The organism is Burkholderia sp. PAMC 26561 (genome assembly GCF_001557535.2).
Classification (GTDB): Bacteria; Pseudomonadota; Gammaproteobacteria; order Burkholderiales; family Burkholderiaceae; genus Caballeronia.
The window spans coordinates 651,626-674,450 of record NZ_CP014315.1 but is presented as its reverse complement, the minus strand read 5'-3'; the positions used below and the strand labels follow the sequence as shown (position 1 = coordinate 674,450).

General features: G+C 60.0%; 20 protein-coding genes and 1 pseudogene. 10 read left to right on the top strand and 11 right to left on the bottom strand.

Annotation, left to right across the window (positions count from 1 at the left end):
* Positions 1-59: 59 nt before the first annotated feature.
* On the top strand, positions 60-2,378 hold the full coding sequence (locus AXG89_RS37750) for an FdhF/YdeP family oxidoreductase (protein ID WP_075360241.1): 2,319 nt from the start codon (positions 60-62) through the stop codon (positions 2,376-2,378).
* A gap of 69 nt (positions 2,379-2,447) precedes the next feature.
* Here AXG89_RS37750 and AXG89_RS37745 read toward each other — a convergent pair whose 3' ends face one another.
* Positions 2,448-3,515: an SDR family oxidoreductase gene (locus tag AXG89_RS37745; RefSeq protein ID WP_075360240.1), complete on the bottom strand. Its 1,068-nt coding sequence runs from the start codon at positions 3,513-3,515 to the stop codon at positions 2,448-2,450.
* Between AXG89_RS37745 and AXG89_RS37740 the strand changes: the two genes are divergently transcribed.
* The 4 genes from AXG89_RS37740 to AXG89_RS37725 all read left to right on the top strand — a co-directional run bounded on the left by AXG89_RS37740 (position 3,478) and on the right by AXG89_RS37725 (position 6,444).
* On the top strand, positions 3,478-4,149 hold the full coding sequence (locus tag AXG89_RS37740) for a hypothetical protein (RefSeq protein ID WP_335672021.1): 672 nt from the start codon (positions 3,478-3,480) through the stop codon (positions 4,147-4,149). The genes AXG89_RS37745 and AXG89_RS37740 overlap by 38 nt on opposite strands.
* Positions 4,150-4,170: 21 nt before the next feature.
* Positions 4,171-5,205, top strand: a complete 1,035-nt coding sequence (locus tag AXG89_RS37735) for a M14 family zinc carboxypeptidase (protein WP_075360239.1) — start codon at positions 4,171-4,173, stop codon at positions 5,203-5,205.
* A complete protein-coding gene (locus AXG89_RS37730) occupies positions 5,202-5,963 on the top strand; it encodes an alpha/beta fold hydrolase (RefSeq protein ID WP_075360238.1) in 762 nt (253 codons plus the stop codon). The genes AXG89_RS37735 and AXG89_RS37730 overlap by 4 nt, the downstream gene beginning before the upstream one ends.
* A gap of 181 nt (positions 5,964-6,144) precedes the next feature.
* Positions 6,145-6,444: a hypothetical protein gene (locus AXG89_RS37725; protein WP_143325685.1), complete on the top strand. Its 300-nt coding sequence runs from the start codon at positions 6,145-6,147 to the stop codon at positions 6,442-6,444.
* Positions 6,445-6,450: 6 nt separating this feature from the next.
* On the opposite strand, the gene AXG89_RS37720 is transcribed toward AXG89_RS37725, so the two are convergent.
* The 5 genes from AXG89_RS37720 to AXG89_RS37700 form a co-directional block, all read right to left on the bottom strand.
* Complete coding sequence (locus AXG89_RS37720; RefSeq protein ID WP_372237099.1) at positions 6,451-7,404, bottom strand: Csu type fimbrial protein; 954 nt, start codon at positions 7,402-7,404, stop codon at positions 6,451-6,453.
* A 5-nt stretch (positions 7,405-7,409) separates the two neighbouring features.
* Complete coding sequence (locus AXG89_RS37715; RefSeq protein WP_075360235.1) at positions 7,410-9,707, bottom strand: fimbria/pilus outer membrane usher protein; 2,298 nt, start codon at positions 9,705-9,707, stop codon at positions 7,410-7,412.
* A gap of 164 nt (positions 9,708-9,871) precedes the next feature.
* Complete coding sequence (locus AXG89_RS37710) at positions 9,872-10,597, bottom strand: fimbrial biogenesis chaperone (RefSeq protein WP_062001038.1); 726 nt, start codon at positions 10,595-10,597, stop codon at positions 9,872-9,874.
* A gap of 17 nt (positions 10,598-10,614) precedes the next feature.
* Positions 10,615-11,139 carry a Csu type fimbrial protein gene (locus tag AXG89_RS37705; protein ID WP_062001039.1) on the bottom strand — a complete coding sequence of 175 codons (525 nt, stop codon included), beginning with the start codon at positions 11,137-11,139 and terminating at the stop codon, positions 10,615-10,617.
* Positions 11,140-11,706: 567 nt separating this feature from the next.
* Positions 11,707-12,159 carry a MarR family winged helix-turn-helix transcriptional regulator gene (locus tag AXG89_RS37700; RefSeq protein WP_075360234.1) on the bottom strand — a complete coding sequence of 151 codons (453 nt, stop codon included), beginning with the start codon at positions 12,157-12,159 and terminating at the stop codon, positions 11,707-11,709.
* 139 nt (positions 12,160-12,298) lie between these two features.
* On the opposite strand from AXG89_RS37700, the gene AXG89_RS37695 reads away from it, so the two are divergent.
* Complete coding sequence (locus AXG89_RS37695; protein WP_086386591.1) at positions 12,299-13,291, top strand: 2-dehydropantoate 2-reductase; 993 nt, start codon at positions 12,299-12,301, stop codon at positions 13,289-13,291.
* Positions 13,292-13,375: 84 nt separating this feature from the next.
* Here the strand turns inward: AXG89_RS37695 and AXG89_RS37690 are convergent, their stop codons facing one another.
* The 3 genes from AXG89_RS37690 to AXG89_RS37680 form a co-directional block, all read right to left on the bottom strand.
* The gene (locus AXG89_RS37690; protein ID WP_075360232.1) at positions 13,376-14,788 is read right to left on the bottom strand and encodes an FAD-binding oxidoreductase; all 1,413 of its coding nucleotides are present in this window, start codon (positions 14,786-14,788) and stop codon (positions 13,376-13,378) included.
* Positions 14,785-15,492, bottom strand: coding sequence for a FadR/GntR family transcriptional regulator (locus AXG89_RS37685; protein ID WP_075360231.1), 708 nt, complete (start codon positions 15,490-15,492; stop codon positions 14,785-14,787). The genes AXG89_RS37690 and AXG89_RS37685 overlap by 4 nt, the downstream gene beginning before the upstream one ends.
* A gap of 85 nt (positions 15,493-15,577) precedes the next feature.
* Complete coding sequence (locus tag AXG89_RS37680; protein WP_083638117.1) at positions 15,578-16,318, bottom strand: SDR family NAD(P)-dependent oxidoreductase; 741 nt, start codon at positions 16,316-16,318, stop codon at positions 15,578-15,580.
* 105 nt (positions 16,319-16,423) lie between these two features.
* Between AXG89_RS37680 and AXG89_RS37675 the strand changes: the two genes are divergently transcribed.
* On the top strand, positions 16,424-17,002 hold the full coding sequence (locus AXG89_RS37675; RefSeq protein WP_075360229.1) for a TetR/AcrR family transcriptional regulator: 579 nt from the start codon (positions 16,424-16,426) through the stop codon (positions 17,000-17,002).
* Between the two features lie 281 nt (positions 17,003-17,283).
* Here the strand turns inward: AXG89_RS37675 and AXG89_RS37670 are convergent, their stop codons facing one another.
* Positions 17,284-17,559 (bottom strand): HU family DNA-binding protein, encoded by a 276-nt coding sequence (locus tag AXG89_RS37670; protein ID WP_047894900.1) that lies wholly within the window; start codon positions 17,557-17,559, stop codon positions 17,284-17,286.
* A gap of 1,027 nt (positions 17,560-18,586) precedes the next feature.
* On the opposite strand from AXG89_RS37670, the gene AXG89_RS37665 reads away from it, so the two are divergent.
* From AXG89_RS37665 to AXG89_RS37655, 3 genes and pseudogenes are all read left to right on the top strand, one after another.
* On the top strand, positions 18,587-20,011 hold the full coding sequence (locus tag AXG89_RS37665; protein WP_075360228.1) for an FAD/NAD(P)-binding protein: 1,425 nt from the start codon (positions 18,587-18,589) through the stop codon (positions 20,009-20,011).
* Positions 20,012-20,137: 126 nt separating this feature from the next.
* Positions 20,138-20,943: pseudogene (locus AXG89_RS37660) on the top strand (MetQ/NlpA family ABC transporter substrate-binding protein).
* A gap of 256 nt (positions 20,944-21,199) precedes the next feature.
* Positions 21,200-21,403, top strand: a complete 204-nt coding sequence (locus tag AXG89_RS37655; RefSeq protein ID WP_031356584.1) for a cold-shock protein — start codon at positions 21,200-21,202, stop codon at positions 21,401-21,403.
* A 110-nt stretch (positions 21,404-21,513) separates the two neighbouring features.
* Here the strand turns inward: AXG89_RS37655 and AXG89_RS37650 are convergent, their stop codons facing one another.
* Complete coding sequence (locus AXG89_RS37650) at positions 21,514-22,800, bottom strand: acyl-CoA dehydrogenase family protein (RefSeq protein ID WP_083638116.1); 1,287 nt, start codon at positions 22,798-22,800, stop codon at positions 21,514-21,516.
* Positions 22,801-22,825: the final 25 nt, after the last annotated feature.

Genomic DNA, 22,825 nt, shown 5'->3' with positions numbered 1-22,825 from the left:
TGGAACACAGTAATCTCTTTTCATTGGCGTACAGCCTCCTGCACAAGCGGTTAAATGACATGAAAAAGCCAGAACCCCGTATCGAGCCGTACACGCACCCCGCCGCCGGCTGGGGCGCGTTGAAGTACGTCGCCATCAACCTGCTGAAAGAAAAGGTCTCCGGCGGGAATTACCGGTTGCTGTTCGGCCAGAACCAGCCCGACGGTTTCGATTGCCCCGGCTGCGCCTGGCCGGATCGCGAACATGCATCCACATTCGAGTTCTGTGAAAACGGCGTGAAGGCCGTCGCCGCCGAATCCACGAGCAAACGCGTCACGCCTGCATTCTTCGAGGATCACACCGTCGAAGCGTTGATGACGCAGTCGGACTACGAGCTGGAACAGCACGGACGCCTCACCGATCCGCTCGTCTACGACGCCGCCCGCGACCGCTACGTCCCCATCTCGTGGGACGACGCGTTCGGGCTGATCGCCGAGCATCTGAATCGCCTCGACAACCCCGACCGCGCCGCGTTCTATACATCCGGCCGCGCAAGCAACGAAGCTGCGTTTCTTTACCAGTTGTTCGTGCGTATGTACGGCACCAACAACTTCCCTGATTGCTCGAACATGTGCCACGAAGCCACGAGCCGCGGCTTGCCCGTGACCGTTGGCGTCGGCAAGGGAACCGTTACGCTCGAGGACTTCGAACACGCCGATACGTTGCTTCTGTTCGGCCAGAATCCCGCGACGAATCACCCGCGCATGCTTGGCGAATTGCGCGAATGCGCGAAGCGCGGCGCGACCATCGTGTCGATCAACCCGCTGCGCGAACGGGGTCTCGAACGTTTTGCAAGCCCGCAGCATCCAGTGGAAATGCTGACCGGCGGCAGCACGAAGATCAGCTCGGTTTTCATCCGCCCGAAGATCGGCGGCGACTTCGCCTTGATCAAGGGCGTGGCAAAACGCGTGATCGAACTCGACGATGAAGCCCTGAAACAAGGCTTGCAGCGCATGCTCGACGTGGATTTCATCGAAGAACATACGGTAGGTTTTGATGCCTTCGCCGACGATCTTCGCGCTGAGGACTGGGACGCGATCGTCGCGGAATCCGGCGTGCCGATCGAAGACGTGCTGCAACTCGCCGACATCTACGTGCGCGGCCGCGCCGTGATTTCAACGTGGGGCATGGGCCTCACACAGCACAAGAATTCCGTGCCGACCGTGCAGATCCTGTCGAACCTGATGATGATGCGCGGCAACATCGGCAAGCTCGGCGCGGGCCTGTGCCCGGTGCGCGGACATTCGAATGTGCAGGGTGACCGGACTGTGGGTATCGAAGAAAGGCCGACGCAAGCGTTCCTGGATCGCCTTGGCGCCGCTTACGACTTCGAGCCGCCGCGCGAACATGGTTACGACGTGGTGCGCTCGATTGAAGCGATGCTCGCCGGCGACGTGAAGGTGTTCATTGGACTCGGCGGCAATTTTTCGATCGCCACGCCCGATACGCCACGCGTCTGGGAAGCCATGCGTTCATGCGACCTGACCGTGCACATCACGACGAAGCTCAACCGCAGTCACCTGATTCATGGCCGCGACGCGCTGATCCTGCCGACGCTCGGACGCACCGAGATCGACATGCAGAACGGCGTGGCGCAAGGTGTGAGTGTCGAAGATTCGATGAGCATGGTCCACATCTCGTACGGGATGAACAAGCCGGCATCGGCAAACCTGCTGTCCGAGATCGCGATCGTTGCGCGCATGGCGCACGCGACGCTTGGCAGCGCGAAAGTCGACTGGCTTGCAAACGCAAACGACTACGCGCTGATTCGCGATGGCATTGAAAAGGTGATCGATGGCTTCGAGAACTACAACGAACGCCTGAAGCATCCGGGCGGTTTTCATCTCGGCGTGGCATCGCGTGAACGCGTGTGGAATACGCCGACGGGCAAGGCGCAGTTCCTCGTGAATCCCATCGACCTGGATTCGCCGATTCACCGTGCACGCCACATGCATGGCGAGCGTTTGATGACACTGATGACAACGCGCTCGCACGATCAGTACAACACGACCATCTACGGTCTCGATGACCGCTATCGCGGCGTGTATGGCCAGCGCCGCGTGCTGTTTGCGAACGCGCTGGACATCGAGATGCTGGGTTTCGAAGCGGGGCAACGCGTGGACATCACGAGCGTCTGGGACGACAACGTGAAGCGTCGAGCCGATGGTTTCCTGCTCGTGGAGTACGACATTCCGCGAGGGTGTCTTGGCGCTTATTATCCGGAAACGAATCCGCTCGTGCCGTTGTCGAGCGTCGCCGATGGCGCCGGAACGCCTACGTCAAAATCCATTCCGGTGTTGCTGAGGGCTTCCGCCGTATCGCAACTGGAAGCGGCTTGAGCTTGTTCACGGGTCGACGAAAAACCGCGCTCGATCATGAACCGGGCGCGGTTTTCTATGCCGCCACGGTCAAGGAATGATCCTCTGTACCTTCAGCCGGTCGAACAGATCGTAAAACGATTCATCGGTAGGCTGGAAATCAAGGAACCCGAGCTTGCGGCTCTTGGCCATGTCGGTGACGACTTCCATCGGACGGCCAAGGTCTGCATCGGTGTGCCACCACGATGCAAGCTTGGTGATATCGCTTTCCACAAGGTCGAAGCGGCCGGCGATCTCCTTCCATAGCGCCGCACTCTCCTGCATCCGGCTTTCGAGCGGCCGCACTTCGCCATCGAAGGGAACGGGTTCCACGCCGAAGTACTCCGCGATCCGCGACCACATCCATTTCCAGCGGAACACGTCGCCATTCACGATGTTGAAGTCTTCGTTCTTTGCCGCGTCCGTGGTCGAGGCCCATTCGAGATGGCGTGCCAGCATACGTGCATCTGTCATATCGGTGAGGCCGTTCCATTGCATCGGCGAGCCGGGGAACACGAACGGCAGCCCCGAATGCTTGCAGAGGGTTGCATACACCGCGAGCGTCGTACCCATGTTCATCGCGTTGCCGATGGCAAAGCCAATGATCGTATGCGGACGATGCACGCTCCATGAGAAGCCCTGCCGCTTCGCTGCGGCGAATACGCGATCTTCCTGCTCGTAGTAGAAGTTATCGACGTCCTGACGACCCTGGCTCTCGCGAAATGGCGTGTCGGGCACGGCGCCCGTTGCGTATGCCTCGAACGGCCCGAGATAATGCTTGAGCCCGGTGACGAGCGCGACGTGTTCGAGCTTCGATGGACCCTGCTCCAGCGCATCGAGCACATTGCTCACCATGGCGCCGTTCACACGGATGTTCTCGCTCTCGGTCGCCTGACGCGCCCATGTGGTGAGAAATACGTGCGTGACATCGATTTCCTCGAGCGCCGCCTTGACCGATTCCGCCGACGTCAGATCGGCAATAACCGGCTTGACGTTCGCCGAAACGGGCGTGCGGCCGCGTGAAAGTCCGTGGACTTCCCAGCGCGATTCAATGAGCCGGTCCGCGAGATTACTGCCCGCGATGCCGCTGACTCCAACTATAAGTGCGCGATTCGTCATGGGAAATTTGAATGAAAAGAAGGTGGACGGGGTGACCTGGACAGCAAGGCATCAGGCAACAAACGTTCCCAATGATGGCAGTAATCCGGCACACGTGCCGCCCAGTTATCGCGAGCAGCGGTTTTTGAACAGGGAAATAAACCGTATATACTGTTTGTACTATTATTTTTCCGGAGACCTCATGCACGCATCCACCACGAAGAGCCCAAGCAAGAAAGCCGCTGAAATTTTGAACGCCACGCCGATCGAAACCACTCCTGCAGCGCCTGTTGCGGTCAGCAAACGCAAGGCAAGCGCCAAAGCCGTGGAAGCCGCCACTGAAGTCCAGGCGAAAGCCGTGAAAGTGCCGGTCAAGTCGAAAGTCAAAACAGCACCCGCTGAGCCCGACACCCACGAAAAGCCCAAGCGCGCGAAGAAGGAAAAAGTCGTGCGCGACAGTTTCACGATGCCGAAATCCGATTACGACAAGATCGCCGCGCTGAAACAAAAATGCCTCGCGAACGGCGTGCATGTAAAAAAAGGCGAGTTGTTGCGCGCCGGACTGCTCATACTCGAGGCTGCGAATATCGAACAGCTTACCGCTGCGGTTGCTGCCGTCGAGACCGTCAAGACGGGCAGGCCAGTCAAGTCCTGATTCAATTAACCGGGCCGTGGCATGAGTACTTTACGCGTGGCGTCCGAAAGCTTTGCGGAGCTCGACGATCTAAACGCCATCCTGAGTTCAGGCGTGAAGCGTCTGCAAACTCGCACGGTCGGCGAGGTGCGTGCGGGCGCACGCACCTTCCCTATCCTGACTGCAAGCATCGGCTCGGAAGATCCGCAAGCGCCCGCCATCGGCTTTTTTGGCGGCGTGCACGGGCTGGAGCGTATCGGCACGCAACTCATCCTCGACTACATGCGTGCACTGCTGCGCCGCCTCGAATGGGACGAACTGCTGCTTCAGCAACTGCAATCGGTGCGGCTCGTCTTCATGCCGATCGTCAATCCTGGCGGCATGTGGGCAAACACGCGGTCGAACCCTAACGGCGTCGACCTGATGCGCAATGCACCGCAAAACGCGGAGGGCCGTGTGCCATTCCTGGCGGGCGGGCAGCGGATCGGTTCGTGGCTGCCGTGGTATCGCGGAGCGCGTGACACCGCGCTCGAAGTCGAAAGCGAAGCGCTGCTTGGAGTCGTCAAGCACGAACTGATGAACCGTCCGCTCAGCTTCGCGCTCGATTGTCACTCGGGCTACGGTTGGGACGACAGCATCTGGTTTCCGTACGCGCGCACGCAAAAGCAGATGCCGCATCTTCCGGAGATGTACCAGCTCAAGGTCATGTTCGAACAGGCGTACCCGCATCACGGTTATGCGTTCGAGCCGCAGAGCCATCAATACCTGCTTCATGGCGACTTGTGGGATTGCGCGTATGACCAGACGCCGCCGTCCAACGTCTTCTTGCCAATGACTCTCGAACTCGGCTCATGGCGCTGGATCCGCAAGAATCCGCGCCAGCTCTTTTCGCGTCTCGGCATGTTCAATCCCATCAAGGCGCATCGCGTGGAACGGGTGCTGCGTCGTCACGCGAATTTTTTCGATTTCCTGACACGCGCGGCATTTGCATCGAACAGATGGATGCCTGAAGGCGATGCGCGCGCCCCCATCCTCGAGCGCGCCATGGAACACTGGCAACGCAAGTCATCGCGATGAGCGCCTGGATTCTGCTGCGTGGACTGACGCGCGAGGGGCGCCACTGGGGCAAGTTCCTGGAGCATCTGCGGCTTGAAGCAGCCCTGCCCGGCGATCAGGTCACGCTGCTCGACCTGCCTGGAAATGGCCGCGAAAGCGCACTGGCTGCGCACCTCAACGTATCCGACATGACCATTTTCGTCCGCTCGCGCGCAGCCGCAGCAGGACTGAAACCGCCCTACCGGTTGCTCGCGATGTCGCTTGGCGGCATGGTCGCAACCGACTGGGCGCAACGATATCCAGAGGATATCGAACGCCTGGTGTTGATCAACACGAGCATGCGCCCGTTCGCGGCCATGCAAGAACGCCTGCAACTTGCCGCATGGCCGCAATTGCTGCGCGCGGCCGCCCTGTGGAACGATCCGCTGCGATGCGAAGGCATCATCCACGGCGTGACATGCAACCGCACGGACACCTTCGACGATGACCTCGCCGTGTGGACCACGATCCGCCGGGTCGCGCCCGTAAGCGCGAAAAACGCATTGCGGCAGCTTTGGGCCGCTGCGCGGTTTCGTGCCGGCGAGCAGGCGCCGGCGTGTCCGACGCTGCTGTTGTCATCGAAGATGGATCATCTTGTCAAAGCGGTGTGTTCCGAGCGCATTGCGAAGCAGTGGCAGGCCGAACATAGGCAACACGCGTGGGCCGGCCACGATCTTCCCCACGACGATCCCGTCTGGACCGCCGACGCAATCGCCGGATGGCTGAAGACGTTGCGCTGAAGAAAACACCGCGGGATGGATTTTCCCTGAGAATGCCGGTTACCCTGGCACCGCTGCATTCAGACGGCTAAAGTTTTCACGCAAGACGCCGTTACTAAGCATGCAGTGTCTCTTTGCGCCGGATCCGTTTGCACTATTCGGTCCGGCGCTTTTCGTGCCCGGCGCCACCTCCGAACCTGATATGTTGCGAAAAACCCTGACGCTCGCGATGAGTGCGCTCTTGCCGGGTGCATTTGCATCGAATGTTTCGCCAACAGAACTGACGACCATCTCCGTCAGCCTGATCGTGCAGGAAAGCTGCATGATCCAGTCGGCCGTAGAACCCTCGCCGGTTGTGCGGCCGAGCGTGTCGTGCCTGCACGGGCAGCCCTACGACATCGCGCTTGTCACGGTCGATCCCGCGCAGCAGCCGGCCGCGCTGTACTCGTCGGCCAGCGCCGGCGGTCCCGCAGCGCCGACTGTGTGGATGGTCGGCTTTTAAGCCGCGTTAAAAGCTGATCGTCGCCGTGATCGTGTCCGTGTAGGTACCCGGCGCCGGCGTGGTTTGCGCGGGCACACGCCCATAGACACTCATCACCTGCGCGAGCCCGGTGCCCGTCCCCGTAGCCGCCGATGTCCCCGCGGTGCCATCGCCCCAAGGCGTGGCGAACTGCTGATCGATATAAAGCTGGTAGCCGATCTTCGCCCCGCCCGTACGCAGCATGTTGCGTGCGCCCACCGTGCCGTTCGAACCGCCATCCAGTGTGATCTTGTAAGCATCGCCGTTGGTGCACTGCGCCGTGATCGTCCCGCTCGCGGTCAACGCGGTGTTGAGCAATGCGGCCGGCGTGAACGTGATGTTCGTCGCGCTGATATTGCAGTTATTGACCACCGTCGCGTTCGCGCTGAATCCGAAGGTCCCGCTCGCGGCCAGCGTCGAACATGCGAGCCCCGTGCCCAGCAGATAAAACCCCACGTTCAGCGATGTCTGCGTGCCGCTGAAACTCTGCGTATAAAGCGTGCTGGCGTTGCCGACGCTCGGCACGGTCGGCTGGTTCGCCGATATCTGTCCATAAACCGTCACTGGCTGCGTGAGGGTCGTGCTGAGCGCGGGTTTGGACATCGTGAACGAGATCGGCGTGGTGCCCGCGGCAGTCGAACCCCAAGACACCGAATGCCCTGCGTCCGAATACAAGTCGTATTGCATCTGGTTCGTGCCGTTGAGAAGCTGGCGGGGACTGGTGCCGCCGAGATTCAGGCAGATCTGCGCGTTCGGCACGAGCGTGACGGCAGGCCACGTGCACGTGACGCTGACGGTGCTGGTCGCCGCGGACGAGGCCCGGCTGATCGGGCTCACCGTGCCGAAGTTCAGGTCCGTCGCGACCGCCGTGCACGATTGCGCACTGGCGCGGCTGGACATTGAAAGTGACAACACGATCGCCATGACGAACAGGAAGAACATGCGTTTCATCGCACGTCTCCCACCTTGCTCAAGCAAGTCAACGGTCCGATAGTCGGCAGCGAACCATCGTCCGGCCGGGTGTAGGCGAACGTCACGCGGCAATGCAGCGCGCCGCTGTCGACCACGAGATGGTTCTCTTTCTGCAGACCCTCTATGAACGTCAGCCCGTCGAACCCGACAATGGTCTCCTTGCCGCTCTCCTCGTGCCGCACCGTTGCGCCCGGCGGCAGCACCTTGCCGTCGAGCCCCTGCAGAATCACCGATGCCGCGCTGTATCGCGTCACGCCAAAATGCGCGAGCACGCCGGATTGGGATTGCGGCACGAGGTTCATCGTCGTGGTGTCGATCCGGGCATCGGCGGGAAGCTTCATGCCATCGATGCCAACCCGGTTGTCCTGGTAAGAGTTCAAGTCGGGCACGAGCAGATGCCCCGCGCGATCCGTCACGCCGATCACGCGGTTCTCATGCAGCACGGGAATCCCGGCAATACCGTCCGTGGACACCAGCGCGAAGCCGTCGTAGATACGGCGCGAGGGTTTCACGCTGCCGTCCATCATCACGACGGTTCCCGACAGATCGAGGGACCCGGTCGTACGCCCGGAGATCTGCTGCGCGAGCGCCGTCACCTCCCCGCCGCTGCCGAGATACTGCACCTGCGCCTGCCGATACGGCGACGCGCCCGCGTTGCCTGCCTGCACGCCCCATCCCCAGCCGCCGTCGTAGTTCGGCGGCCGGCTTGCGTTGACGTTGTAGTTCGACTGCCCGTTCTGCCGCCCGACGGTCGCATTCACCGACGTGTTGTTGCCAAGCCCGAAGCTCACGCTGAGGAACGCACCGCGCGACTCGCGTTGCCGGAAATCCTGATACGCGCTGAGGTTCACCGAAGCCAGGTTGCCCACGTTCAACGTGTAGGCCACCGATCCGATCTGCGAAGGTTGCGCCTGCGGATACCTGAAGCCAATGTAGCTCACCGAAAACGTTTGCGTGCTGAAAAAAGGAACGGCCACGGTGACGCGATCGGTCGCGGTGGGCACGGGCGAGCCGTCGCGTGCAGCAAGATCGCCGTAGTTGCCGAACGCGCGAATGCTTTGTGCATCGATGGAAAAATGCGGTTCGATCAATTCATAGCCCAGGCTCGCCTGCGTACCCGCAAGCCGCCCCGTGCTCGCCGAGAGCGATCCGTTGAGCACGCCGGCCATCCCCATGCGTACGAGCGCGCCGGCCCCTGCGTTATAAACGCCGCTGGTGGCTTCGGTGTGCGCTTCGAGTGTGAGGTAGTCGTTCAGCCCATGCCTCGCCGATGCACTCAGCGCCGGCTTCGGATCGTATTGGAACGAGTCCAGTCCGTACGCGCGGCGCAGGAACCCGGCTTCGAACGAATAGCTCGACAAACCGGCCGCGAGCAGACGCGTATCCACATAGAGCGGCACCGATGTCTCGACCGTGCGGCCCAGCGCGTCGCGCGTGATCACCGTCGCCTGACCGCCGCCGGTGATCCCTGGCACGTTGTTCACAATGAACGGACCGCTCGGCACGTTGCCGCTGAACTGACGCACGCTGTTCACATACAGATCCACCGATGAAGGCACGACCGCCGAGCCGCCGAACGCGGGCACGGGAAAAGTGACGAGATCGGGGCGCAGCGCGAAGTTGCTGCGCCACTGAAAACCGCCGATACGCACCGAGCGCGACCACGCGAGCGACGAAGAGATGGTGTCGCCGAACTGCTTCGTGTCGAGCGTGGCGGGGTCCGACGTGCTCCACGATGTGTCGTAGCGTGTGTATCGATGATCGTTCTTGTACAGGTACGCGGTGCCCGTATTGCTGAACACACCGGCGGGATCGAAGTAACGCTCCTCGCTCCAGATCGCGAGCTGTGCGTCCGTGTTGGATTGCGCGTACGCGTCGTAGTTGATCAGGAACCCGCGCGACGATGTGGCGGGCGGCGTGGCGGTGAGCGCGCGGGTATCGAACGTATAGGGCTTGCGGATGGCGTCCGGCGCTTGCAGCGTGACGCGCTGGCGCGCCGCGTCGTAGGTGTAATGCAGCCCGCGAATCGAATCGAGCGGCACCTCGGCTGTCTCCGTGATGCCGAGCCGGTCGATCGCCAGGCCGATGTTATCGAGGTCCTTGCCGCTCGCCGACAACCGGCCGTTCAGCTCGCGGAATTGCGCGATCAAGGCGGAACGCTCGCCATTGAGCATCACTTCGAGGTACACGTCATGAGGCTGGTTCGCGCTGGCGTCGGGACGGACCGGAGGGCCGGGCTGCGGTTGCGATTGCCCCTGCGCAAAAGCACACATGCACTCCAGTACAGCAACCAGCCCCGTTGCGACAAGCGCGATGCGGAAGCCATGTGAATGACGTATGGGGCGTCGTCGTATTCTCATCGATTGAATGGGGACGCATCATGTCAGCTCTCGGCGACATTCTCGACAACAAGGCAGCGATGAGTTCGTGGCGCCGGTCAACCCGGCGGCGCAACCGTCACCACGGCCTCGAGCGGCAATGAATTGACAGCGGCCCGTACCGTCACGGCGCCGCGAAGATCGGCGTCGGCGGGAAGCGGCACAGACCATTGGCGGGCGCGCCCGGCGAGCGCGTACCCAAGCAGTCCCTTGTTGATCTCATGGAGCTTGCCGGCGCTGTCCACCAGTTGCACTGCCGCGATCTGCGCGCGCCTGGCACCCGTGTTATCCACGCGCAGGACCCAGCCCTTCGCGTCGTGCGCGAGAGACCAGGAAAGCGCTGGCACGGTCGCCTTGCCCGCAGGCTCGACGAACACCGGCACGGAATAGCGCAGGCGTATTGTCACGCCGTCTGCCGGCGCGGTATCGGGCGCAGGCAGTTCGTCGATCAGGATCCGGTAGCTCTGCTCGGTCCCCACGGGCGCAGGCGATGTCCGCACAAGCCGCACGAGCTGATCCGACTGTGCGCTGATCTGGATCAGCGGCGGACTGGCGACCAGTTCCTGCGTCGGCGTGAGCGCGTCATCCCGGTTGACCTGATCCCAGCGGAAGATGCGTACCTGCCCGTACAAGGGCTTGTCGCCAGGATTACGCAGCGTGATGCCCGTTGCGCTCTCGTTCGACTGCAGGTCGACCATCACGGGCGATATCTGCAGCGTGGCGGCCTGCGCCGTGCACGTCAGGAGCGCGAACAGAACCCCACCGTAGCGCCGGATACTTGCCATGAAACCGCCGTGGGCGATCAAAAATAAACCGTCGCGGTAACTGTGGTCTGGTAGAGATCAGGTTTCGGTGTAGCTTGCGCAGGAACCTGACCGTACACGGTGATGGACTGGGCCGCCCCGGTGCCTGTGCCCGCCACGGTGTTCGTGCCTTGGGTGATGCCCCAGGGGACCGAGTGACCGGCGTCCTGATACAACTGGAAGGCTACCGTCGTACCCGTATTGCCCGTGGCAGTCCCTGCAAGCAAGCGCGCAGCAACCGTGGAACCGGCCACGCTGCCGCCGTCGAGTCCGACGTTGTACGGCGTGGTGTTCGTGCAGGTGACCGCAAGGGTGGTCTGCTGGTTGATCGCGGTTGCCAATACGCCGTTTGTGCCGAAATTCAAAGGCGTGGCGGCAATCGTGCAATTGGCTTGCAGCGTAAGCGATACGGTAAATGTGGCGGTCGCCGTACCGTTGGTATAAACAGCGGCATTCGCGATTTGTACAACCGGCGCGAAAAGCAATGCGCCCGCGAGCACGGAAGATATGAATCTCGGCTTCATTTTGGCACCTCTCTCTCAGTGCGCTGACTTGATTTATATACAGCGTTGCAGCAGCGCTGAGATTCATATTACCTATCGAATAAAACAATTCCAAGTTAATTGATTGAAACGATGTTTCAGATCACTTTGTGAGGTCGGGTTATTACTGACCGGTGCGCGTACGTTATAGAACGACTGGCGCGGGAGACATCCCTATAAACCCTTCGCCGGGTTTCGGCAGTAAAACAACACCTAGGTATTCGCTGGACGTTTAATCGGATGCGCTGCTGGCCGGGGATCGGGCGTGCAACGTCAAATCGCGTTGCTCGGCTCGAGGATTACACATTGACGACGGTTTGTTTATAACCAGCAGGATAATCAGATATTGAGGCCACCCAAGGTTATATCGGGTTGATGCGGGAATGCCATCTTGTTTGCCCCACACCGCGCGCTATCCGGCAGATATGGGCGACACTCTGTAATCGACCGCCACGCGCCATGCTGCATACTGCGCGTTCGGCTCACCCCAATAATATGCCGCAGATACTTTTCACCTGCATTGGAATTCAATGCAAGCCGCCATCAACATCATTCAGCCATTTCTTCCATGCATTGCGCGGCGACCAGTTTCGCGAGCATCGAATGGATTGCTTTACGTTCCGCAGGAAGCAGCGCGGCAAGTATTTCGTCGTTTTGCGCCTGAGCAATCGTCGCGGCGCGCGAATATGTTTTCTTGCCCTTCGTGGTCAGCGACACGACAACACCACGGCCATCGATTGCGTTCGATGTCTTTTCCACCAGTCCTTTTCTCTCGAGAATGTCCGTTGCACGGCTCGCCTGGCTGCGATCCAGATTCGACGCGCGGCCCAGATCCGATACCGAAAGCGCGCCGAACGACCCCACGCTCAACAAGACGCGAGCTTCGGTCAGCGTCAATGCAATACCGTTGCTGAACGCTTCGTTCATGGCCTTGTCGGTCTGCTTTTTCAGCACATGCAATCGATACGTGAACAGGCTTTGAATCATGGTCGTATTGTTCATTTTTTTCCTCCGGCTTTTGCATTACGACGAAAGCGCACAAGCGGTTTTTTAGATGCTTGCGCACGCATCAATTAATCGATAGCATCAGCTTAGCTCAATCCCGGGCTTTCGGGACAAGATTCGCTTGGAGGGCAGAGTTTTGAATACGCAAGATGGAAAAATCACGGTGGTTGGCGGCGGCGCCATTGGCGGTATCGTTGCGGCCCGCCTCGCGCGGTCCGGCCAGGCGGTCAGCCTGCTTGCGCGAGGCGCGCAGCTTGACGCCATAAAACGCAACGGCCTCAGCGTGATCGATGGCGATGATCGCTATACGCTCAAAGTCGATGCAACCGATCAGCCCGAAACGCTGGGCGTGCAAGGCCTGCTTTTCATCTGCCTGAAGGGGCCCGCACTGACTGCGGCGGCAGCTTCGCTCACGCCGCTCGTCGGTCCCGGCACGCATATCGTGTCGGTCATGAACGGCGTGCCGTGGTGGTATCTCAACGAATTCGGCGGTGCGCTCGCAGGTCAGCGTCTTGAGTCCGTGGACCCCGGAGGCGTGGTGTCGGCGGCGCTGCCGCCATCGCAGGCATCGGGATGCGTGGTGCATATTTCATCGTCGATTGCAGAGCCCGGCGTGATCCGGAAAGGCTACGGCAACGAGCTCATCATCGGCCCGGGATCCGCGCGAATGGCCGATCGCGCGGCTCGTGCCGTCGAACTGTTGCGTCACGCCCAGTTCGACGTAGTCGCGTCCGATGACATTCGCCGCGACATCTGGGTGAAACTGTGGGGCAACATGACCATGAACCCGATCAGCGCCATTACGCGATCAACCGGCGACGTGATCCTGGACGATCCGCTCACCAAGAGCCTGGTTGTTTCCGTCATGGAAGAGGCGCGGCGCATTGGCAAGGAGATCGGGATCGAGCTGACCATGACCACTGACGCCCGCAACGCGATGACGCGCAAGCTCGGTGCGTTCAGGACATCGATGCTCCAGGACGTGGAAGCTGGCCGCCAACTTGAAATCGAGGCGATTCTCGGCGCGCCATATGAGATTGCAGTGAAGGCGGGGATTCCGGCGCCGTTCATCAGCGTGCTTTACGGGCTTGTCGGGCAACTGAACGCCAATCTGATCAAACAGGCTTGAAGTACGACCAACAGCCCTTAGCCAATAAGACACGCGGGGCTCGCGCGATACGGTTTGGCGGGAAGTCCCGCTGATTACAACCGCTCAGAAAATCTTGCCCGGATTCATGATGCCGTTCGGATCGAAGACCTTGCGGATCTCCTTCATGAGCCGGATCTCCAGCGGGTCTTTATAGCGATTGAAATACTCGCGCTTGAGCTGTCCGATGCCATGTTCCGCGCTGATGCTGCCGCCATAACGCGCGACTTCGTCGAGCACTTCGGCGGTCAGGCCTTCGCCATGTTGCGCGAAGTAATCGCGTGGTGCGCCGGCCGGGCGCGACAGGTTGTAGTGCAGGTTGCCATCGCCGAAATGACCGAAAACGATCAGACGTACGCCCTCGCGATGATTCTCCACACGCTTGCCGGCGGTTTCGAGAAACGCTGGAATCGATTCGATCGGCAGCGACACGTCATGTTTCAGGTGCGGTCCATCGGCGCGTTGAGCCTCCGATATCTCTTCCCGCAAACGCCACATGCTATTTACCTGCGCAATGGACTCGGAAACTGCAGCATCGGCGCATAGCTCGCGCTCCAGCGCTTCGCCGATCACCGTTTCCACGAGTTCGCGCAACGCGGTTTCATCGACGGTATCCGCGAGTTCGATCAACACATACGCCGGATGACGTTCGGCGAACGGCGCACGCATGCCCTCGACGTGCGCGAGCACCATGTCCAGACATTGCGCCGTGAAGAACTCGAATGCCTGCATGCGCGGACCGCCGCGCTCGAACAAAAGCTCGAACAGTTCCAGCGCTTGCTGCGACGAATTCACCGCGGCCAGCACGACCACGCGCACGTCATTGCGTGCATATAACCGCAGTGCTGCAGCGGTAATGATGCCGAGCGTGCCCTCCGAGCCGATCATCAACTGCTTAAGGTCGTAGCCGGTGTTGTCCTTGCGCAGCGTGCGCAGCCCGTGAAAGATCTCGCCGTTGGGCAACACCGCTTCAAGGCCGAGCACGAGTTCACGCGTCATGCCGTAACGCACGACATTGACGCCGCCTGCGTTGGTCGAGAGGTTGCCCCCCAGTTGACACGAGTCTTCGGCCGCAAGGCTTAACGGAAGCAACCTGTGCTGCTCTTCTGCGGCACGCCGCAGGTTGCCGAGAATGCAGCCGGCTTCGGCGACCATCGTATTGCCCACGGTATCGATACTTCGAATCGCGTTCATGCGATCGAGGCTCAGGATCACGTTGGCCGGACTCGCATCGGGCGTGGCGGCGCCGCACAAACCGGTATTGCCGCCGCGCGGCACCACGGGCACGCGGACGTCCGAGCACAAGGCAAGACATGCGGCGACTTCGTCCGTTGTCGATGGGCGCACGACCGCCTGCGCCTGGCCCTTGTACATGCCGCGCCAATCCGAGAGCCACGGGGCGATTTCATCGGCAGATGTGATGACGGCGTCGGTTCCGAGCTTGTCGGCAAGACGTTGGGAGAAGGCGAGATCGGTCATTGTTGGCGAGGGGTGATGTCGAGGTTGAGCCGCGCCGCGGCGTTTTGCAGATGCGATGTTGCGGCCGTACGGGCAGCGAGCGCGTCGCCGGCGCGGATTGCGTCGAAGATACGGACATGTTCGCGATGCACGGCGTCCGGCAGCCGGTCAAGCGCGAGCGAATGCGTGCGCGCCGTTTGCACCGCCTGGCGGATCTGGAGGTTCAGGTACTGCAGCAGATCGACGTAGTAACGGTTATGCGTGGCATGCGCGATTGCCACATGGAACGCGATGTCCAGCTCGACTGCCGGTTCGGGGGTGTAGAGGTGGTCGGCGAGGGATTGCAGAATGCTTTCCAGCGATTTGATGTCGGCGTCGGTGCGGCGCACGGCAGCGAGCGCCGCGGACGCGCCTTCTAGATCGAGCCGCAGTTCGTACACCGCGCCAAGGTCCGCGCGGTCGGCGCCGACCGCCTGCGGAACCTGAAAGCCGCCGCTCTGCGTGCGTGCCGTGACTGTGCAGCCGGCGCCCTGCCTGCTATCGATCAGACCATGGGCGCGCAAACGCTCGGTGACTTCGCGGATCACCGACTGGCTCACGCCGAATTGGAGCGCGAGGTCCTTGCCCGACGGGAGTTTTGTCCCGACCGGGTAAACACCGTCGCCAATATCGCGCGTCAATTGCTGCGCGACCTGATGCGTCAGGGTAAGGGCCTTGGGCAACAAGATTCGCTCTTTCTCGATTTATCCGGTTTGCATGTTATATGAAAACTTTCAATCGGGAAATCCGGAGTTCGCGCCAGCCGTTGATTCAGACGTGCGCCAGGCCCCCGTCGACCGTGATCTCCGAGCCAGTGATGTACGACGACGCGTCCGAGGCAAGGAACAACGCCGCTTGCGCGATCTCGCACGCTTCGCCCCATCGGCCCATGGGCACCATCTCCGCGATATACGCCCGAACCTCCGGATTCCCGGTCGCCTCACGCGTCAGCGGCGTAGCGGTCGCGCCGGGCGTAAGCACATTCACGCGAATGCGGTGCGCGAGCACATCGCCGTCCATGGCCAGCGTCCTGCCGAAACTGCGAATCGCGCCCTTGCTCGCCGCGTAAAGCGGATCGCCGGGCCGGCCCTTGCGAGCGGCGACCGACCCCGTGAGGATCACCGACGCGCCGTCGCGCAAGAACGGCAACGCGTGAATCAGCGTGAAGATCGTGCCCTTGACGTTGATGCTCATGAAGTCATCGAAGGCCTGCTCCGACGTTTCCGCGATAGGCGGCGTCTCCGACACACCCGCATTCGCAAACAGGATATCGATACCGCCAAGCTGGTTATGTATATCGGTGATTGCGAGTTTGAGTGCGTCGGGCCGGGAGATGTCCGCCGCCACGCCGATAACGCCCGTCCCCAGACTCGCCACCGCCGAGTCCAGCCGGGCACGGTCGCGCGCAATCAGCGCGATGCGCGCGCCTTGCTCGATGAATAATTTCGCGGCTTCGAATCCAATGCCGCTGCTTCCGCCGGTGATGACAGCGCGCTTTCCGTCAAGACGCATGATCGTTCCTTGTTAAGTCAACGGTCGTAGACTAAATTCGGAAATGGCGCTTGTCAACGACTGTTGATAAAATCAGAGTTTAAAGTTAAAGGGCGACCCTTCACGATGCAGACCCCGAAAAAGGTCACGCGAGATTCCGAAGCGTCGCGTGCGCGTATCCTCGATGCCGCGAAAATCCGCTTCTCGCAGAACAGTTACGACGGCGTGGGTGTTCGTGAAATCGCGGCCGATGCCAACCTCGACCCGGCCATGGTGCTGCGTTACTTTGGATCGAAGGAAAACCTGTTCCGCGAGATTGCATCGCAGGCGTTTGAAGTCGAAGCGCTCCTGGCAGACGGGATCGAAGCGTTGCCGGAACGCGCGGCGAGCTTGCTCATGGGCGAAGTCGATGACGACGCATGGCGCTCGGGATACGATCCGTTGCGCTTGTTGCTGGCTTCCATAGGCAGCGTGACGGCCGGACCCATACTCTCGGAATACCTTCACCGAGACTTCATTGCGCCGTTAGTCAAGGCAATAGGCGGCCGTGAAGCGCGCGAGCGCGGCGCTCTGGTGGCCGCGCAGATTGTGGGATTTGCGCTCATCCGGGTTGCCGGAGATTCGAGCGAAGGCGCGTTGCCCAGGCGAAAATCACTCAAGCAACTGCTGGTGAAGGTTCTTGAGGACTTGTCGCGAGCGCGTTAGCTTGCGCTGAATGGTGGAGCGACCAAGTGTCAGACATCAATCCTGATCGAAAGGAGTAAGCAAGCGCCCACGAGTCAGAAGGATTGACGTGTAAAGGACCGAAGGGAATGTTCGGAAAGAATGATTGGTTGATCACGGCCTTGGTTGATCATGGCCTCGAAGTGCAGCCAGATTTGAAACGGCCGGATCGCTGATGGATCCGGCCCGCTCCACGAGCACCGCCCAAGCGGTGCTCGACCGTGTCCGACGCTAGAACGCGATGCGGGACATGACGGCCAGTCTTACTGGTTCACCAAATCCTTGAACGCTTTGCCGGCGGTAAACTTGACCGTCTTGGCAGCGGCGATCTGGATGGTGTCGCCGGTCTTCGGGTTGCGGCCGGTGCGTGCAGCCCGCGCACCCGTGCTGAATGTGCCGAAGCCGACGAACTGAACGCTGTCGCCGTTCACAACGGCTTGCGTCACGGTAGAGATAAATGCATCGATAGCCTCGGCAGCCGCAGCCTTGCTGGTGCCGGTAGCGGACGCCACGGCGTCAACGAGTTCTTGCTTGTTCATTTCTGTTTTCTCAAAGATGGGTACGACTCACTGCCCATGCGAGCGCACGGTGGAAGCGTCACCTTACCGGACGCGGCGGTCGGAGGCAAATCAGTTTCACCCTGACAGGGCAGGCGATTCCGGCCGATTCCGCTGTGCGGCAGGCCTTTGGCCGGGCCGCCGCCATGGGAAGGTGAGCGCGGAATGTTAACCCGGTTGACGCGCGACAGGAAACCCGGATGTGGTTTTTGTCGGCTTCGACGGGTAAGTCCACCGAAAACGCGTTTAATTTCGAAGTTCTGGCGTGGTGCGTTTGTTTACCGCATCAAAACAATTGTCACGCAAAGCGTCTCAACATTACTTTTAGCTTTCGATAAAACAGGGATTGTATGCTCGCGAACAGCGTCACGCTTAACATCAGACAAACCGAGGGCTGACTCAGTTTTGAAGCGAAACGCTAAATGTTGCGTAGCAGTTCATGCCGTTAGATCGTCGTTCGCTCCTACTGCGGTGGAAATGCGTCGGCGCTTCAAAGCACCAGAAAGACGACCTGATCACAGTTGACATTTAGTTAGCCATCCGAATTAATACTAAAAGCTATTGTTCAATTTCCGCCGAGTTTGAAGAGCCTGTGATTCTGATCATTGTCCGTCCCCGGCCGAGCTTGCTTTCTCCCAGCCAGGTGCCCGCGGTTCCTCACTAGCTTAGTGAATTTCAAGCTTTACGCAGCGTTCTATGGATGGCCGGTCTGATGTATCCTCGACACCTGATTGCAGGTTTCACCGCGCGAGAATGAATCGGCGTTGTCATAACATCAAACCCGGTGGCGAACATTTAAGGCATGCGGGACGACCCCGGCTCGCTTCGTGGCCACGTGAAAGATCAGCTTCGCGCATGCACGCCCCGTCCCGTTTGAGTTCCTCCACGTTCTGAGCGATGCATTCAAGTACCGTATGCGTAACGACCGTGAGCGCCAGGCAATCGACATGACACACCTTGCTCACGCTGTGGCCTGCTCCGAACAGGCGCTTTACGAGACTTCAGCATCATGATCGATTCATCGGCAACACCGGATCACGGAACCGTGGCGAACATACTCGTCATTGGAGGCGGATTTACAGGCGTCGCGTTTGTGATTCACGCAATCCAGGCACGCCCTGCTGGCGTGGATCTCAACTTCATTATCGTGGAGCCATCGGCGGATCTGGGTCGTGGAATCGCTTATGGAACGACAGAGCCGTTGCACCGGATCAACGTCCCGAGCGACCGAATGAGCCTCTTCGCAAATGATTCGACGCACGCCACACGCTGGCTCAAGCAACATGAGGCATTGGACGCAGGCAGTGTAGATGAACAAGGCCACTACTACGTGTCCCGTCAGCGGTATGGCGAATATGTCGATGCAACCTTGAAAGACGTCGTGGCTGAAGCCGCTGCGCACGTGCGCGTGAGTCATCGTCGTGCGAGCGCTATGGGCTTGACCAGAAGCAACTCGGGTTACATCGTCGAACTGGACGACGGCGGCCAACTCGAAGCGCAGCGTGTGGCGCTATGCTTTGGACATACGCCGTCACAACCACCGGGACGTATCGATGAAAACGCGTTGCGAGATCCGCGTCTGATCGCGCATCCATGGTCACATGACGCGTTGCACGCGATCCCGCAAGATGCATCCGTGCTGCTGGTCGGCACGGGTCTGACCATGGCCGATGTCGCCGTGACGCTGATAGGACGCGAGCATAGTGGAAGTATCACGGCGATCTCGCGGCGCGGTTTGCGAGCGCAACCGCACGGCATTTTCGCCGACGCCGCCGACTTCCTCGGCAACACGGCGCCCCCTTCGACCGCGCGCGAGCTGGTGAAAATACTGCGACAGCGGATTGCGCGTGACAAACAGGCGAACATCGGCTGGCAGCCCGCCGCAGACGCATTTCGTTTCGAGCTTCCGCGCATCTGGAACGCGTTGCCCGCGCGCGAGCAACGCCGTATTGTCAGAAAGTTGCTGCCGTTCTGGGACGTGCATCGGTTCCGTATCGCGCCGCAAATTCACGCGGCCATTGAACACGCAATTGGAACGGGACAGATGAACGTGGTTACGGCCGGTATCGGCGAAATACAGCGTTCCCTGCACGGCTTTCGCGTGGGACTCAAACGCCGCGGCGGACACATCGAGGAACATGAATTCGGCGCTGTGGTGTTCTGCACGGGACCGGCTCGCGACATAGATAGAAACCCCCTCGTGAAGTCATTGCTCGAAAGCAGGCTCGCGCGTCTGGATGCTGTGCAGGCAGGTCTCGATACCGATCTTCAAAGCCGCATACTCGACGCCGACGGCAACGTGTCTCCCGGCCTCTTCGCATTCGGCCCGATGACCCGCGGAAGCTTCGGCGAAATGACCGGCGCGCCGGACATTGCGCGGCATCTCGAGCGGCTGCTGAAGGACGGCAGCTTGCTCGCGTATTCGGAGCATTGAAACCTTGCTGCAATGACGCCGCATATCAAAGGAGAATTTCATGTTTAGCAGGAGATTACGTTTGCGCTAAGTTCTTGTCGGCAAGCTGTTTGCAAGCTAACCACTCGAGAACAAATCAGAGAGAAAATGACTTTGCTGCGGGGAATCCATGTGTCGTTGCTTGCGTCCGTTATAACCGCGTCGGCTCATGCGGCCGATCCGGACAAGAAGGAGATCGGCTTCGGCGCGACAGCCGGACCTTACGTGGACCAGATCCGCTATGGCATCAAGCCGCTGCTGGAGAAAGAGGGTTGCAAGGTCGCCATTGTCGAATTCACCGACTATGTTCAGCCGAATCTCGCGCTTGCGGACGGTGCACTCGACGGCAACGCGCTCCAGCACGAAACCTACCCGAAAAAATTTTTGGACGATCACAAGCTGCCACTGAGTCAGCTCGTCAAGGTTCCGACGGCGCCTATTGGTATATACAGCCACAAATCAAAAAGTCTGGCTGATGTAAAAGATGGCGCGACTGTTTCACTTCCGAACGATGTCACCAGTCAAGCCTGCGCGATCTTGCAGTTGCAATAAATTGGCTGGTGACACTCAAGCCGGGGGTCGACCCGGTCAATTCGTCCGAGCCCAATATTGCAACAAACCCGCACCGGATAAAGTCACTGCCTCTGGATGCTGCCCAATTGCCGCGCTCGCTCGACGACGTCGACTATGCGTTTGTGAATGGAAACTTCGCTAGTGCCGCCGGCCTGATGCTGACCGACGCGCTGCTGCCGGAGAAAATTCCGCCTTATTATCTGAACCTCGTAGCGGTACGTACAAACGATCTGCAAAATCCGTATGTGAAGGATATCTCGGCCGCTTACCAATCGCCGCAGTTCCGCCAGGTCGTGGATGAGCGTTTTCAGGGCTTTAGTAAACCCGATTATTTGCGTTAAGCTGAAACCCGCGCGCCGGCGGATTTCGCATTGCAGGTTTTCCGGTTTGGAAAGCTTCAATAAATATTGGCACGGCGTACAATTGAATCGCGATAATTCCAAGAACGTCCTGCACGGCAAGGTATCTTCGTTACGGACACGTTCAAGCATTTGGCGAAGTCTTGTCACAACAATGCAATGCGACGCGTCTCGGCGCCCTGGCTTTATCCTCGGTTCTACTTTCATTTTTTTGCTTTAAATTTTTCTGGACACACTCATGGCAACCGGTACGGTCAAATGGTTCAACGATGCAAAGGGCTTCGGTTTCATCACGCCGGATGACGGCGGCGAAGACCTGTTCGCGCACTTCTCGGAAATCAAGGCAGAAGGCTTCAAGAGCCTTCAGGAGAATCAAAAGGTCACGTTCGAAGTGAAGCAAGGACCGAAGGGCAAGCAGGCGTCGAACATCGTTCCAGCCTGAGTTTTGAGCACTGCCAGATCAGCCTGCTGATCTGCACGCGGTTGTCGTAATGCGAAGCATTGCGGCGACCGCGGGTTTACCTTGAGGCAATCAAAGCAAGTTCAGCACTTTCATTTGCCGGTTCCGGCAAACTCGTCGTCCTGGACTACCGTCCGCTCGCCTGGCCCAAGCGTTTTTCCTGCGGTTTGCGCCGATGCGTGCGCCAGACTGAAACGCTCGTCCGGAGCCGTTCCATTCAAATGGTAATTGCCAACAGCGGCCTCACGCTGGATCGCGGGATTATGCGAGGCAATGACGCGTGCATTGCGCCAGTGGCGGTCGAGCCTGCGTGTTTCGCTCGTCGCCGAAGCACCACCCACTTCAAATAAAAGCGTCGCTGCCTCGAGCACCTGTTCGAGTACGATCTGTTGCGCCTGGTAGGCCTGGATATCGACCGCAATGTAGTCCGCCGTCGTTGCCCTTCCCTCGTTGCGCGCCTGATGCACCCGTTCAAGCGCCGACGCAACCGCGTCGACCAGCGCTTCGGCGGAATAAGCGAGGCTTCCAAGCCGTCCCACTGCACGATGCACAAGCGGATTGTCACGCGGACTCGATTGTCCGGCGACGCCAAAAGTGCGTGTGCGGCCTTGAACAAACTCGACGCCGTCGCGCAATACCGCGCGGGCGATGCCCGCCAGCGTGGCGAGATGGACGGTCTGGTAGAACGCAGTAAGCAGGGAATTGCGGCGAGGCTCGGAGGCTTTATACCGAGACAGGATCTGCTCGACCGGAACGCGGACGTTATCAAAGCGTGTCGTGCCGCTTGCCGTCAGGCGCTGGCCGAAACCGTCCCAGTCGTCATTGCGCGCAACGCCGGGTGCGTCGCTGCGCACGAGCACGTGCAGGTCGTTCTGTGTATCGTGTGCGGCTACGTTGATCCATTCCGAATAGAGCGTGCCGGTGCTGTAGTATTTCTCTCCATTAAGCAGGACATAGGCGGGATCTTTATCGGCAATCACGGTCACGCTGTTATGCGTTGAGCCCGTGCGCTCCGATGTCGCCGCACCAATTGTTTCGCCTTTGGCAATGCGCCCGAGCCATCGTTCGCGTGCCGCAATATCGTCGCTTTCAAGTCGCTGTTCAATGAACCCCGAATGCGCGCGAATGATCTGCGGCAAGTTCGAATCAGCTTCGCCCAAACGCGTCAGCAAGCGGAAGTATTGCGGCAGACTGACGCCAGAACCGCCATATTCACGCGGCACGCGCAACGCCGTGAAACCGCTCTCCTTCAATTGCGCGACTGCATCACGCGCAAGTTCGCGGTTCTGCTCACGCTCAAGCGCGCCTTCGCCAATGTGCTTGAATACTTCGGCGAAACGCGCGTAAAGCGCGGCGTCCGACGGTGCTGACGTGGTCATTCATTTCTCCGCAAATTAAACGCCG

Bases quoted from the DNA above. Each gene is read 5' to 3' on its own strand.
- AXG89_RS37750 (WP_075360241.1), top strand. From the start codon at position 60: ATGAAAAAGCCAGAACCCCGTATCGAGCCGTACACGCACCCCGCCGCC.
- AXG89_RS37740 (WP_335672021.1), top strand. From the start codon at position 3,478: ATGCCGCTGACTCCAACTATAAGTGCGCGATTCGTCATGGGAAATTTG.
- AXG89_RS37745 (WP_075360240.1), bottom strand. From the start codon at position 3,515: ATGACGAATCGCGCACTTATAGTTGGAGTCAGCGGCATCGCGGGCAGT.
- AXG89_RS37735 (WP_075360239.1), top strand. From the start codon at position 4,171: ATGAGTACTTTACGCGTGGCGTCCGAAAGCTTTGCGGAGCTCGACGAT.
- AXG89_RS37730 (WP_075360238.1), top strand. From the start codon at position 5,202: ATGAGCGCCTGGATTCTGCTGCGTGGACTGACGCGCGAGGGGCGCCAC.
- AXG89_RS37725 (WP_143325685.1), top strand. From the start codon at position 6,145: ATGTTGCGAAAAACCCTGACGCTCGCGATGAGTGCGCTCTTGCCGGGT.
- AXG89_RS37720 (WP_372237099.1), bottom strand. From the start codon at position 7,404: ATGTTCTTCCTGTTCGTCATGGCGATCGTGTTGTCACTTTCAATGTCC.
- AXG89_RS37715 (WP_075360235.1), bottom strand. From the start codon at position 9,707: ATGTGTGCTTTTGCGCAGGGGCAATCGCAACCGCAGCCCGGCCCTCCG.
- AXG89_RS37710 (WP_062001038.1), bottom strand. From the start codon at position 10,597: ATGGCAAGTATCCGGCGCTACGGTGGGGTTCTGTTCGCGCTCCTGACG.
- AXG89_RS37705 (WP_062001039.1), bottom strand. From the start codon at position 11,139: ATGAAGCCGAGATTCATATCTTCCGTGCTCGCGGGCGCATTGCTTTTC.
- AXG89_RS37700 (WP_075360234.1), bottom strand. From the start codon at position 12,159: ATGAACAATACGACCATGATTCAAAGCCTGTTCACGTATCGATTGCAT.
- AXG89_RS37690 (WP_075360232.1), bottom strand. From the start codon at position 14,788: ATGACCGATCTCGCCTTCTCCCAACGTCTTGCCGACAAGCTCGGAACC.
- AXG89_RS37680 (WP_083638117.1), bottom strand. From the start codon at position 16,318: ATGCGTCTTGACGGAAAGCGCGCTGTCATCACCGGCGGAAGCAGCGGC.
- AXG89_RS37675 (WP_075360229.1), top strand. From the start codon at position 16,424: ATGCAGACCCCGAAAAAGGTCACGCGAGATTCCGAAGCGTCGCGTGCG.
- AXG89_RS37670 (WP_047894900.1), bottom strand. From the start codon at position 17,559: ATGAACAAGCAAGAACTCGTTGACGCCGTGGCGTCCGCTACCGGCACC.
- AXG89_RS37665 (WP_075360228.1), top strand. From the start codon at position 18,587: ATGATCGATTCATCGGCAACACCGGATCACGGAACCGTGGCGAACATA.
- AXG89_RS37655 (WP_031356584.1), top strand. From the start codon at position 21,200: ATGGCAACCGGTACGGTCAAATGGTTCAACGATGCAAAGGGCTTCGGT.
- AXG89_RS37650 (WP_083638116.1), bottom strand. From the start codon at position 22,800: ATGACCACGTCAGCACCGTCGGACGCCGCGCTTTACGCGCGTTTCGCC.